11 protein-coding genes, 1 pseudogene and 1 riboswitch are annotated in these 12,254 nt (G+C 70.7%); of the genes and pseudogenes, 7 read left to right on the top strand and 5 right to left on the bottom strand.

Going from position 1 to position 12,254, the window contains the following annotated elements:
- Positions 1 to 5 precede the first annotated feature (5 nt).
- Positions 6 to 869: a DUF4349 domain-containing protein gene (locus OED52_RS14830; RefSeq protein WP_264151623.1), complete on the top strand. Its 864-nt coding sequence runs from the start codon at positions 6 to 8 to the stop codon at positions 867 to 869.
- On the top strand, positions 862 to 1,170 hold the full coding sequence (locus OED52_RS14825; protein ID WP_264151622.1) for a rhodanese-like domain-containing protein: 309 nt from the start codon (positions 862 to 864) through the stop codon (positions 1,168 to 1,170). The genes OED52_RS14830 and OED52_RS14825 overlap by 8 nt, the downstream gene beginning before the upstream one ends.
- Here the strand turns inward: OED52_RS14825 and OED52_RS14820 are convergent.
- Complete coding sequence (locus tag OED52_RS14820) at positions 1,167 to 1,631, bottom strand: tRNA (cytidine(34)-2'-O)-methyltransferase (protein WP_264151621.1); 465 nt, start codon at positions 1,629 to 1,631, stop codon at positions 1,167 to 1,169. The two genes, OED52_RS14825 and OED52_RS14820, sit on opposite strands and share 4 nt — an antisense overlap.
- A gap of 187 nt (positions 1,632 to 1,818) precedes the next feature.
- Between OED52_RS14820 and OED52_RS14815 the strand changes: the two are divergent.
- A pseudogene (locus OED52_RS14815) lies at positions 1,819 to 2,609 on the top strand (GNAT family N-acetyltransferase).
- On the opposite strand, the gene OED52_RS14810 reads toward OED52_RS14815, so the two are convergent.
- The gene (locus OED52_RS14810; RefSeq protein ID WP_264151620.1) at positions 2,591 to 3,145 is read right to left on the bottom strand and encodes a DUF488 domain-containing protein; all 555 of its coding nucleotides are present in this window, start codon (positions 3,143 to 3,145) and stop codon (positions 2,591 to 2,593) included. The pseudogene OED52_RS14815 and the gene OED52_RS14810 overlap by 19 nt on opposite strands.
- Before the next feature lie 67 nt (positions 3,146 to 3,212).
- On the opposite strand from OED52_RS14810, the gene OED52_RS14805 reads away from it, so the two are divergent.
- Positions 3,213 to 4,070 (top strand): bifunctional methylenetetrahydrofolate dehydrogenase/methenyltetrahydrofolate cyclohydrolase, encoded by an 858-nt coding sequence (locus OED52_RS14805; RefSeq protein WP_264151619.1) that lies wholly within the window; start codon positions 3,213 to 3,215, stop codon positions 4,068 to 4,070.
- Between the two features lie 27 nt (positions 4,071 to 4,097).
- On the top strand, positions 4,098 to 4,382 hold the full coding sequence (locus OED52_RS14800) for a DUF3017 domain-containing protein (protein ID WP_264151618.1): 285 nt from the start codon (positions 4,098 to 4,100) through the stop codon (positions 4,380 to 4,382).
- Positions 4,383 to 4,395: 13 nt separating this feature from the next.
- Here OED52_RS14800 and metX read toward each other — a convergent pair whose 3' ends face one another.
- Positions 4,396 to 5,535: a homoserine O-acetyltransferase MetX gene (metX, locus tag OED52_RS14795; protein WP_264151617.1), complete on the bottom strand. Its 1,140-nt coding sequence runs from the start codon at positions 5,533 to 5,535 to the stop codon at positions 4,396 to 4,398.
- A 162-nt stretch (positions 5,536 to 5,697) separates the two neighbouring features.
- Positions 5,698 to 5,810: riboswitch (SAM riboswitch) on the bottom strand.
- A 269-nt stretch (positions 5,811 to 6,079) separates the two neighbouring features.
- On the opposite strand from metX, the gene OED52_RS14790 reads away from it, so the two are divergent.
- Together OED52_RS14790 and OED52_RS14785 are read left to right on the top strand one after the other, a co-directional pair.
- A complete protein-coding gene (locus tag OED52_RS14790) occupies positions 6,080 to 7,297 on the top strand; it encodes an NADP-dependent isocitrate dehydrogenase (RefSeq protein WP_264151616.1) in 1,218 nt (405 codons plus the stop codon).
- 138 nt (positions 7,298 to 7,435) lie between these two features.
- Positions 7,436 to 8,614, top strand: a complete 1,179-nt coding sequence (locus OED52_RS14785; protein ID WP_264151615.1) for a hypothetical protein — start codon at positions 7,436 to 7,438, stop codon at positions 8,612 to 8,614.
- A 72-nt stretch (positions 8,615 to 8,686) separates the two neighbouring features.
- Here the strand turns inward: OED52_RS14785 and acnA are convergent, their stop codons facing one another.
- Both acnA and OED52_RS14775 read right to left on the bottom strand, forming a co-directional pair.
- On the bottom strand, positions 8,687 to 11,344 hold the full coding sequence (gene acnA / locus OED52_RS14780; protein WP_264151614.1) for an aconitate hydratase: 2,658 nt from the start codon (positions 11,342 to 11,344) through the stop codon (positions 8,687 to 8,689).
- Complete coding sequence (locus OED52_RS14775; protein ID WP_264151613.1) at positions 11,341 to 12,249, bottom strand: citryl-CoA lyase; 909 nt, start codon at positions 12,247 to 12,249, stop codon at positions 11,341 to 11,343. The genes acnA and OED52_RS14775 overlap by 4 nt, the downstream gene beginning before the upstream one ends.
- Between the last annotated feature and the right edge of the window lie 5 nt (positions 12,250 to 12,254).

Here is a 12,254-nt window from a genome sequence, read left to right as displayed (position 1 = left end):
ACCGCATGAGACGCCTGCTCGTCGTACTGCTCGCCCTGATCGCGCTCGTCGCCGCGGGATGTGACGACAACGGCGGGGACGGCTCGTCCGCTTCCTCTCCCGGCGTCTCCGACGGGGCCCTGCGGGAATCCGCGCCCACCGAGGACACCGACCGCAAGGAGATCGTCACCGGCATCCTCGCGCTCACCGCCTCCGATCCGGTGGCCGCGGGCCGGGAGGTCGTGGACATCGTCCGGGAGGCGGACGGCCGCGTCGACTCCCTCACCGAACGACCCGAGGTGAGCAGCGTGCTCGTCGTGCGGGTGCCCGCCGATCGGCTGGACGACGTCGTCGCCCGGATCGGCGCCCTCGGCCGCGTCACGAGCCTGAGCACCAGCCGCGACGACGTGACCATGGAGTACACCGACATCGAGGCACGGGTCGGGGCGTTGCGCGCCTCGGTCGACAGGCTGCGGGCACTGCTCGAATCCTCCACCGACGTCCAGGCCCTGATCGCCGCGGAGACCGCGCTCGCCGAACGCCAGGCCGAACTCGACAGCCTCGAAGCGCGGAGACGCCAGCTGGCGGACCGGATCGATCTGTCCACCCTCACCGTGGACATCACCACCGACCGGATGCGCTCCGACGAGGACAGCTTCTGGGACGGGATGGTCTCGGGCTGGAACAGCCTGGTGGCGGCTCTGGGGGCGGCGATCGTAGGGATCGGTGCCGCGATACCGTGGGTGGCGTTCCTGATCGTGTGTGCGGGCGTCGTCTACCTGATCGTCCGGCTGATCACACGGCGGGGACGCTCGTCCGGCACCGCCGGGACACGTCCGTCCGGCAGCGCCGGCACATCAGAGACCGAGAGGACCGACAACGATGCGTGAGGTCGACCTGGCCGCACTCGAGACCGGACTCGCCGAGGGCGCGACCGTCATCGACGTCCGCGAACGCGACGAATACGTCCAGGCGCGGGTGCCCGGCGTCACGAACATCCCGCTCAGCGAGTTCGTCGCGCGGGTCGAGGAGATCCCGACCGAGGGAACCGTCTACGTGATCTGCGCGGTGGGTGGCCGCAGCCTGCAGGCCGCGCAGTACCTCGCCGCGCGTGGCGTCGACGCCGTGTCGGTCGCCGGTGGCACCGACCTCTGGGCCCGCACCGGCCGGCCGGTGGAGAGCGGCGCCTAGATCGCGCCGGGGAATCCGTGCTGCCGCCACGCCTCGTAGCAGGCGACGGCGGCGGCATTGGACAGGTTCAGCGACCGCCGGCCGGGCAGCATCGGGATACGGACCTGCATGGTGACGTGAGGGTCGGCGAGCACCTCGGGCGACAACCCGGTCGGTTCCGGACCGAACAACAGCACGTCTCCGGGCTGGTACTCGACGGTGGCGTAGCTCGTGGTGCCGTGGGCGGTGAACGCGAATACCCGCTCCGGCTGCAGCGCCGCCCACGCGGCCTCGAGATCACGGTGCACGGTCACCGACGCGAGATCGTGGTAGTCCAGGCCCGCGCGGCGCAGCTTCGGTTCGGACAGGTCGAATCCGAGCGGTTCCACCAGGTGCAGTTCCGCTCCCGTCGCGGCGACCATCCGTATGGCGTTGCCGGTATTGGGCGGAATGCAGGGCTCGTGGAACATCACTCTGAACACTCGCTCCAGCTTGCCAGAGCCGTGCACGTGTCCGGCGTCGCACACCTCGTTCGGGGCCTGAACAGCGCTCGTCGAAACCGACGTTGTTCTCGAAGAACACTCCGGTTGCCGCAATCTTCGCCGGTCTCGATCACCGAGCCGGCGGAACAGGAGCATTCCGACAGCAGCGAAAGGTATCTCCCAGACGATGCCCTACGGCACCGCCACGGATCCCTCACCGACGATCGACGTCCGGATCGACGCGGACGTCCATCCCCTCGACGATCCGATCCGCCTGTCGCTGCTCGGTGCCCCCGTGCCCTTCGCGCGGTGGTGCGGCCGGATCGGCGGATACCACCCGCAGGTGGCGGGGCACATCGGGCATCCGGCCGAGATGGACGACCCGAGATGGACGACGCGGACTGGGCCGCCCTCGCTGCGCTCGTCGGCCCGGGCACCGAGACGGTGGTGCGCGGACCGGGTCTCGTCCCGCCCGCGGGCTGGGAGGTGCTCGGCTCGATCGGTCTCGTCCAGCTGGACGGCACCGGGCTGGCCGTCGAATCCGACCCGGACCTCGAGGTCCTCGGTGCCGGCGACGTCCCGGAGATCCTCGACCTCGTCGCCCGCACCCGGCCCGGCCCGTACCTGCCGCGGACGATCGAGATGGGCACCCATCTCGGCATCCGCGTCGGCGGGCGTCTCGTCGCGATGGCGGGGGAGCGGCTGCACCCGCCGGGCTGGACGGAGATCAGCGCCGTGTGCACCGACCCCGCGTTCCGCGGGCGCGGCTACGGTACGCGGCTCGTGAAGGCCGTCGGCGCGGTGATCCGCGACCGCGGCGAGGTCCCCTTCCTGCACGCCGCCGCGACGAACACGACGGCGATCCGTCTCTACGAGAGTCTCGGGTTCACCCTGCGCACACGATCGGTGCTGACCCGGGTACGCACTCCCGACACCCGCCGGAGCTCAGGAACCACAGGTCACGGCGCGGCGGGATAGGTCACCACCCCGTCCTCGTCCACGTGCGGGGCGGCGCCCCACTGCCCCAGCCGGTGTTCGCGCGGCGCGGCGCCGTTCATCAGGTGCACGACCCGCCAGCCCCGCGCCGTCAGGGTGTTCGCGATCAGGAGACGGTGGCAGCGCCACGGCATCGGCTCCCCGCACAGGATCGCCACGTGCTGCTCCGTGGCCAGGTCGGTGAGCCGTGCCAGGGCCTCCTCGAACTCCGGGGTGAGGGTGTAGTCGGCGTAGTTCCTGAAACTCGCGTTCCGCCAGCCCGCGTTGAGGGCGGGGGCGACATCCTTCTGCTTCGGCCGCCGGCCCCCGAGCCCGGGCGCGTGCAGGTAGCCGATACCGGCCCGGTCGAGCCAGGCGGGCATCTCGTCGGCGTCGAACTGCGGGCTGCGGCGCGAGCCGGGCAGCTTGCGCACGTCGACGACCAGTCCGATGTCCGCGGACGAGAGGGTGTCGAGGACCAGGCCCTCCGGGCACGTCCAGTGACCGATCGTCCACAGTTCGCGGGGAGCCGCAGCCATGACCCCATCGTTCCGGATTCGGATACCGCGCGTCGCGGACCGCGCGGTACCTGAAAGAATGAGGGTCGTGACTGCGACGATCCTGGACGGCAAAGCAACCCGCGACGAACTCTTCGAGGACCTGAAGGTCCGAGTGGCAGCGCTGAAGGAGAAGGGCGTCACGCCCGGCCTCGGCACGATTCTCGTGGGTGACGACCCGGGATCCGCGGCCTACGTGCGCGGGAAGCACAACGACTGCGCGAAGGTCGGCATCACCTCGATCCGCAAGGACCTGCCGGCCGACATCACGCAGGAACAGCTCTTCGAGGCCATCGACGAACTCAACGCCGATCCCGCCTGCACCGGCTACATCGTCCAGCTCCCGCTGCCGAAGCATCTCGACGAGAACGCCGCCCTCGAGCGCATGGATCCGGGCAAGGACGCCGACGGTCTGCACCCGGTCAACCTGGGCCGCCTCGTCCTCGGCAAGGAGGCGCCGCTGCCGTGCACCCCGCGCGGCATCATCCACCTGCTGCGTCGTTACGACGTGGAGATCGCCGGTGCGCACGTCGTGGTGATCGGCCGCGGTGTCACCGTGGGCCGCCCGATCGGCCTGCTGCTCACGCGCCGCACCGAGAACGCCACCGTCACCCTCTGTCACACCGGCACCCGCGACCTCGCCGCCGAGGTGCGCCGGGCGGACATCGTCGTGGCGGCCGCCGGTGTGCCCGGCCTCGTCACCGCCGACATGGTCAAGCCGGGTGCGGCGGTGCTGGACGTGGGTGTTTCGCGCACCGAGGAGGGCCTGCGCGGCGACGTCGCCGACGACGTGCGCGAGGTCGCCGGTTTCATCTCCCCGAATCCGGGTGGTGTCGGCCCGCTGACCCGTGCCTTCCTGCTGGCCAACGTCGTGGAGCGGGCCGAGCAGCTCGCCGCCGGACGCTAGGCCACCGACACGCAACCGGGGGACAGGATGGCTCGGAGCCTGCGATTCACGCGGCTGAACCTGCCGCTGCTCGTGGTCACCGTGGTGATCGCGGCAGCGGTGCTCCTGGTGATCGTGGACCGCTGGCGACGCGGCGCCTTCGTCTTCGGCGGCGCCACCATCCTGGCGGGCGTGCTGCGCTGGGTGCTCGACGAGGACAGCGTCGGGCTCCTGGCGGTACGCAGCAAGACCTTCGACGTCGCGGCACTGCTCGTCGTCGGCGGGATGGTGGTGGCGCTCGCCGCCTCGATCGATCCGCTCGGAACCGGCTAGCCGCCGGGGCGGGTCACCGGTTCGGCGAGTCCTCGGCGAGCTGTGTCAGTTCGCCGAGGAGCTTGGCGACCTCGTCGGCCTCGGTGAGGAAGCCGTCGTGCCCGTCGCGGGAGACGAGCACCCGCAGATCCCCGGAGTTCGGGAGCAGGTCGGCGATCTCCTGCTGCAGCCGCAGCGGGTAGAGCCGGTCGGAATCCACACCGGCGACGATCGTCGGCACCGGGGTGGCCTTCAGGGCCGCTTCGACACCGCCGCGTCCGCGCCCGATGTCGTGCCGGTTCATCACGTCCGAGAGCACCACATAGGTGCCGGGATCGAACCGTGCGACGAGCTTGCGGGCCTGGTGCTCGAGATAGCTCTGCACCGCGTAGCGGCCGCCGGCCCACGGGTCCTCCCCGTCCTGGGCCTGGTTCCCGAAGCGGGCGTCGAGTTCGAACTCGGTGCGGTAGGTGAGGTGCGCGATGCGGCGGGCGATGGCCAGTCCCGCCTCGGGGATCCGGCCGGTGCCGTAGTAGTCGCCACCCTGCCAGTCGGGGTCGGCCTTGATCGCCATCATCTGTGTGGTCTGCGTGCCGATCTGGTCGGCCGTCGCGCGGGCGCCGGTCGCGAGGACCAGCGAGGCCCGGACGCGTTCGGGCTGCCCGACGATCCACTCGAGGGTGCGCATGCCGCCCATCGAGCCACCGGTCACGGCGGCGAGGATTTCGATGCCCAGGGCGTCGAGCAGGGCGACCTCGGCCTGCACCTGGTCGCGCACGGTGATGAGCGGGAAGCGTGAGCCCCAGGCGCGGCCGTCGGGTGCGATGCTGCCCGGGCCGGTGGTGCCGCGGCAGCCGCCGAGGACGTTGGTGGAGACGACGCACCAGCGGTCGGTGTCGAGGGGCGCGCCGGGGCCGACCATGCCCGACCACCAGCCCGGTGACGGATGGTCCGGTCCGGCGGGACCGGTGACATGGGAGTCGCCGGTGAGGGCGTGCTCGACGAGCACGACGTTGTCACGGGCGGGGGAGAGCTCACCCCATCGCTGGACCGCGATGGTGACGTTCGGGAGGGTGCCGCCGTTCTCGAGGGGGAGATCCCCGATGTCGATCCGTTCGAGGCGTCCGTCCGCCGGGGGCAGCTCCACGCGTCGCCGTTCGGTGCGCGCCGTCAAGACGTCACCGCCTCGGTGTTCGACGTGATGCCGGCTCGGTGGTGAGGGGCGTTCATCGGATCCTTCCGGCGGGGTTGGGAGGGCTGGGGCGGTGGTACGCGGGGTGACAGAACCCTGCGCGACAGGACCCTGCGCGACAGCTCGTCGTCATCGTTCCTCCCAACTACAGGCTTGCCGACGATGTTTCCGTCGGCCGTGTCCTCACCCGGAGCACCCCACCCTGTTCGGAGGGTTGCCGGCCAGCGAGCCGGGGCTTGGCGCTGGCACTCATGACTATCCCGGCAGTTTAGCGATCGTGCAGCAAGAGGTCTCGGGCGCCCTCGAAAGGCTGTGTGACCAGCAAGAAAGTTACTGGTCGGTAAGGAGATGCGACGGGACGGCGCGCTTTGCGCCTGCCGCGAATAGCAGTACGCTTGTCATGTTTGGCCGCCGTCCAGGACGTGGAGACGGCCATGCTCGCTCGTACCGAGCCGACGGCGATCGCACCCACAAAGTGCGGTCGATTGGGGACCACAGAAACGTCCTAGGAGGACACGAAGCGCATATGTCCAAGATCAAGGTTGAGGGTAAGGTCGTCGAACTCGACGGCGACGAGATGACCCGCATCATCTGGCAGTTCATCAAAGACAAGCTGATCCACCCGTACCTGGATGTGGATCTCGAGTACTACGACCTCGGCATCGAGCATCGCGATGCGACCGACGACCAGGTCACCATCGACGCTGCGAACGCCATCAAGAAGCACGGCGTCGGCGTCAAGTGCGCCACCATCACTCCCGACGAGGCACGTGTCGAGGAGTTCGGCCTGAAGAAGATGTGGCGGTCGCCCAACGGCACCATCCGAAACATCCTCGGCGGCACCATCTTCCGCGCGCCCATCATTATCTCGAACGTTCCGCGCCTGGTCCCCGGCTGGACCAAGCCCGTCGTCGTCGGCCGTCACGCCTTCGGCGACCAGTACCGCGCCACCGACTTCAAGGTCGACCGGCCCGGCACCGTCACCATCACCTTCACGCCGGAGGACGGCAGCGAGCCGATTCAGCACGAGGTCTGCCAGATCCCCGAGGACGGCGGCGTCGTGATGGGCATGTACAACTACAAGAAGTCCATCCAGGACTTCGCGCGTGCCTCCTTCTCCTACGGTCTGCAGCGCAACTACCCGGTCTACCTCTCCACCAAGAACACGATCCTCAAGGCCTACGACGGCATGTTCAAGGACGAGTTCCAGCGGATCTACGAGGAAGAGTTCAAGGCCGAGTTCGAGGCCGCCGGCCTGACCTACGAGCACCGCCTCATCGACGACATGGTCGCCTCGTCCCTCAAGTGGGAGGGTGGCTACGTCTGGGCCTGCAAGAACTACGACGGCGACGTCCAGTCCGACACCGTCGCGCAGGGCTACGGCTCGCTGGGCCTGATGACCTCCGTGCTGATGACCCCGGACGGCCGGACCGTCGAGGCCGAGGCCGCTCACGGCACCGTGACCCGGCACTACCGTCAGCACCAGCAGGGCAAGCCGACGTCGACCAACCCGATCGCGTCGATCTTCGCCTGGACCCGCGGCCTCGAGCACCGCGGCAAGCTCGACAACACCCCCGAGGTGATCGAGTTCGCGCAGCAGCTCGAGGACGTCGTCATCAAGACCGTCGAGAGCGGCCAGATGACCAAGGACCTCGCACTGCTCGTCGGCCCGGAGCAGGGCTGGCTGACCACCGAGGAGTTCCTCGCAGCACTCGACGAGAACCTGCAGAAGGCTCGCGCCTGACCTTCGGCTTCTCCCACACGACACGGGACGTCCGCATCGGACGTCCCGTGTCGTGTCTGTACCGGATCCGCGACGTGCCACGCTACCGTTCGTGTCACAGTTCGTAGCAGCAGTCGGTGTCGAGGAGGAGGGCCGGTCGTGACCACCACAGCTTCCGGTCGCAGCGTGGCGCACGCCCGCCGGCGGTTCTGGCGCCGCGTCTGGACGCTCGTGTTCGGATCGGCACTCGCCTACGTGCCGGTGGCGCTCGCACCCCAGCTGCTCCACGCCGTCGTCCACCGCACCGACGAACTCGTCGGCGACCACACCACACCCGAGCGCAGCGGCGTGCTCACGACGCTGTCGATGGGGGAGGCCGCCTCCGTGCTCGGTGTGCTCGCGGCCCTGGTGATCGCACTCAACATCATCGCCTGGTCCATCGGCCCGGTCGTCGCCGAGGACGGCTCACCGCGCATCACCGAGGCGTTGCGCACCGAACATCTCGAACTGTGCGGGCCCGTCTTCGGGGTGGGCGCGACGATGACCTTCGTCGCCGCCCTGCTCGACGGGATGCCGCACTCGGTGGATCTGGCCGCGCTGCTGCTGTTCCCTGCGGTGTTCGTCATCGTGGTCCTCAGCCAGGACCTTTTCCTCGCCACCCGGCGCGGCGGCGGGGTCCGTCGCATGCTGCTCCGCGAGAATTCCCTGTTGCGCCGGCGCGAACTGCTCGTGACGGCGGCGCGGTTGCGGCCCCGCGACCCGCGGGCGGCCACGCGCCCCTTCCTGATGTGCACCCTGGAACTGGTGCTCCTGACCGCCGTCACCACCGCTGTCGCACTGTTGCCCGCCGTGGCGCTCGGCGACGGCACGGGTGGCGAACCGGTCCTCACCCTCGACGACATCGTCGGTGCCGCGATCGTGTCGGCGATCGTGGTGCTCATGGCCGTCGTGCTCGTGCCCTGGACGGTGCGGTGCTGGTTGCTCCACCGGTACGTCGGCGCGGTGCTGGCCGTCGCGGTGGGAGGCACCCTCTACCTCGTGGTCGCGGGTGGGATCGTCTGGGCCGTCCTCGACGGGGAGAGTTCGGTCGACGCGCTCGTGAGCGTGGTGCCGCTGCTCGTCTGGGTCTTCCTGCCGGTCGTGGTGCTGGCCGTCGGTACCCTCGGGATCCGGGGCCGGGGGCGGCTCCCCGGCGTCACCGCGGCGCTGCGGTCCGCGCTGCTGCGGGAACGTTTCACGTTGCGGTGGGCGGACACCGGTGACGGCCGCGGCGCACCCGAGTTGCGTCCCCTGCTCGCCCGGGCGCGCCGCGTCGCCTCCTACGCCGGGCGTTCCTGAGACCGGACGCCGAGACGCACCGAGGGGCGTTCCCGGTGGAGAACGCCCCTCGATCCTTCCGGTGAGACGGTGCTAGCCGAGCGGGTTCCGCTCCGTCGTCGCACGTTGCCGGTTCGCCTGCTGGGTGAGCAGGTGGCCGAACAGTCCCCCCGCGCGCAGCCACTCCCATTCCAGGGGAGTGTCGATGCGGCAGGTCGCCGTGTCCTTCCACAGGATCTCGCCGTTGCGGCGGACACGGACGGTGATCTCGGTGGTGGAGCCGAGCTCCGACAGGCCGAGCAGATCGATCTCCTCGCTGCCGTCGAAGCTTTCGGGAGCGGGACCCTCCCACTGGATCGGAAGTACGCCCATTGCAACCAGATTGGTGCGGTGGATGCGTTCGAAGCTCCGGGCGAGGACCGCACGGATGCCGAGCAGGCGGGTCACCTTCGCGGCCCAGTCGCGTGCCGATCCGGCGCCGTAGAGTTCGCCGGCGACCACCACGACCGGGGTGCCCTGGCTGCGGTGGTATTCGGCGGCCTCGTGCACGGGCACCGGTTCCGTGCCGGGGGCGGTGCGGGTCCAGCCGCCCTGCTTCTCGGGCACCAGCAGGTTGACGAGCCGGGTGTTGGCGAAGCCGCCCCGGATCATCACGTCGTGGTTGAGACGACGGGAGCTGAAGGTGCCCAGCGACCGCTCGTCGACACCGCGCTCGCGCAGCCACCGGCCCGCGGCGGAGTCGGGGAGCACCCGCGCCACCGGCGAGATGTGGTCGGTGGTCACCGCGTCCCCGAGGACCAGCAGGGGTCGGGCGGTCAGGTCGCCGGTGAGGGTGGGCGAGGTCAGCTCGGGATCGGTGAACGGGGGACGCCGGATGCTGCCGGACTCCCCGTCCCACTGGTAGTGCTCCCCGCGCGGGTACTCGAGTTCCTGCCAGCGGGCGGTGGTCAGCTCCCGTTGCGCACCGCGGCCGAGGGCGGCGGACTCGTGCTCGGCGAGCAGCGCGTCGATCTCCTCGTCGGACGGCCACAGATCGGCAAGGGTGACGGCCGTGCCGTCCTCACGGTGCCCGACGGGGTCGTTCGTCAGGTCCACACGGACGTTCCCGGCCAGCGCGTACGCCACGACCATCGCGGGTGAGGCGAGGTAGGCGTGCGCCACCGCCGGGTGGATGCGGCCGGTGAAGTTGCGGTTGCCGGACAGCACCGCCGCCAGGGCCGTGCCCTCGGTCCGGTCGGAGGCGGCCGGCACCGGGCCGAGCGGCCCGGAATTGCCCATGCACGTTCCGCATCCGAAACCCGCGACCTGGAAACCGAGCCGGTCCAGGTGTTCCTGCAGTCCCGCGGAGGCCAGCAGGTCCGCCGCGGCCCGCGAACCGGGGGTGAACGAGGTCTTCGTCCACGCCGGGGGCCGCAGTCCGGCCGCGACCGCGTTGCGTGCCAGCAGACCCGCCGCCACGAGGGAACGCGGATTCGAGGTGTTGGTGCAGCTGGTGATGGCGGCGATCGCGATGTCACCGTCCTTCGGCGACGCGGAATCACCGGTGCCGGAGGCGTTCTCGCCCGCGGAGGTGGGCACCTCGGACAACGTCAGCGCGTCGTGCGGCCGGGACGGGCCCGCGAGGGTGGTCGCGATTCTGCCCAGATCGAGCGACAGCGTGGTCTCGAACCGGGGGGCGGGGCTGTCCTCGGTGTGGAACAGGCCCTGCGCCTTCAGGTACTGCTCGGCCAGGTGGACGCGCTCGGGGGAGCGGCCCGTGGCGGCCAGGTAGGCGATGGTCCGGCGGTCGGCGGGGAACCAGGCCATGGTCGCCCCGTACTCGGGGGCCATGTTGGCGACGGTCGCGCGGTCGGGCACCGACAGCGCCGACAGGCCGGGGCCGTAGAACTCGACGACGGCGCCGACGACGTTCAGGGCGCGCAGCTTCTCGGCGAGGGTCAGTGCCAGATCGGAGGCGAACACCCCCGGTGCGAGCCGTCCGGTGAGCTCGACGCCGACGACGCGGGGGACGCGGATCATGACGGCCTGGCCCAGCGCGGCCGCGGTGGCCTCGATGCCGCCGACACCCCAGCCGGTCACGCCCAGGGCGTTGATCATGGTGGTGTGCGAGTCGGTGCCGACCAGCATGTCGAGGGCGGCGACGTGACGGTCACCGGATTCGACGGTGGTCACCACGGGGGCGAGCACCTCGAGGTTGAGCTGGTGGCAGATGCCGGTGCCGGGCGGCACCACCCGTAGGCCGGGCAGGCGGTCCTGGGCCCAGCGCAGGAACCGGTAGCGATCCCGGTGCCGCGCGTACTCCAGATCGATGTTCTTCTCGGCCGCAACGGAACTGCCGTACTCGTCGACCTCGAGGGCGTGGTCCACGACGAGGTCGAGGGGCAGCGCCGGCTCGAGCGCGGCGGTGTCCAGGCCTTCGGCCCGGGCCCGCTCGAGGAGGGTGATCATGTCGGCCAGCACGGGGATGCCGGAGGCGTCCTGGAACAGCACCCGGCCGGGGAAGAACGGGATCGCGGCGGACGTGTCGCGCCGGGTGATGGCCCGGACGTGCTCGGGCGTCGCCTGCGGGTGTCCCTGGTGACGCAGGACCCCTTCGGCGAGCGTCCGCAGCGACCAGGGCAGGTCGGCGATCGGTCCCGCGCCGCCCGCCTCGGCCTCGGCCAGGCTGTGGTAGTACAGCGGGGCGCCGGTCGCGTCCTCGACCGGCAGTGTCCGCAGCGACCCGAACGGGTCGGTCCTGTCGGTGCTCACTCGGCGGGGACCTCCGACGGTGCCGTCCCGGAATCGTCTGCACCCCAGGCGCGTTCGGGATATCCGGTGTAGGTGGGGAGCAGCGGGGGCGGCATCGGGCCCTTGATGCGGCGGCCGCTCTGCGATTCCTCCCAGCTGTGGGCGAGCACGCCCACCGACCGGGACAGGATGAACAGGCCGCGCGCGAGCTCGGCGCTGAACCCGAGTTCGGCGTAGATGACGGCGGTCGCGCCGTCGATGTTCATCGGGACCGGGCGGGTACGGCCCGCGGAGAGCTGGGCCTCGAGCTCGAGCGCCGCGGCCAGGTAGCGGCCGGACACGACACCGGCGTCGACGGCGTCCTGCACCGCCTCGAGCAGCGGATCGCGCCGGGGGTCGCGGGTGTGGAAGCGGTGCCCGAAACCGGGGACGTAGGCCCGGCGTTCGCGGTACGCGGCGATCTCGGCCGCGACGGCCTCGGCGAGGTCACCGCCCTCGGCCCGGGCCACGAGCCGCTGCAGGAACTCGACGCACTGCTGGCCGGCGCCGCCGTGGACGTCACCGAGCAGGCCGACACCGGTCGACATCGCGCCGTGGAGTCCGACACCGCAGGTCGCGGCCATGCGGGCCGCGGCGATCGAGGGGGCCTGGGGGCCGTGGTCGACCGCGGCGACGAGGGCCTTCTCGAGCAGGGCGGCCTCGGCGCGGGTGGGGGCCGTGCCGCGCACCATCGTCCAGATGGTCTCGACGAAGGTGGCATGCCGGATGAGGTCCTGGATGGGGTAGCCGCGGAACCGGATCACGTCGGGTTCGATGTCGGAGACCGCGGTGCTCCACCAGTCGGCCGACTTCTGCGAGTCGACCGCGGCCAGGGCGGCGGCGCGGGCCGGCGAGATCGCCGACTGCTGCGAATTCTGTTCGGTCACTGTGG

This window comes from Rhodococcus sp. Z13 (assembly GCF_025837095.1).
In the GTDB taxonomy this organism is placed as follows: domain Bacteria; phylum Actinomycetota; class Actinomycetes; order Mycobacteriales; family Mycobacteriaceae; genus Rhodococcus; species Rhodococcus sacchari.
This window is presented reverse-complemented; position numbering and strand designations above follow the sequence as displayed.

Coding starts and splice junctions, on each gene's coding strand:
- OED52_RS14830 (WP_264151623.1), top strand. CDS start 6: ATGAGACGCCTGCTCGTCGTACTGCTCGCCCTGATCGCGCTCGTCGCC.
- OED52_RS14825 (WP_264151622.1), top strand. CDS start 862: ATGCGTGAGGTCGACCTGGCCGCACTCGAGACCGGACTCGCCGAGGGC.
- OED52_RS14810 (WP_264151620.1), bottom strand. CDS start 3,145: ATGGCTGCGGCTCCCCGCGAACTGTGGACGATCGGTCACTGGACGTGC.
- OED52_RS14800 (WP_264151618.1), top strand. CDS start 4,098: ATGGCTCGGAGCCTGCGATTCACGCGGCTGAACCTGCCGCTGCTCGTG.
- OED52_RS14790 (WP_264151616.1), top strand. CDS start 6,080: ATGTCCAAGATCAAGGTTGAGGGTAAGGTCGTCGAACTCGACGGCGAC.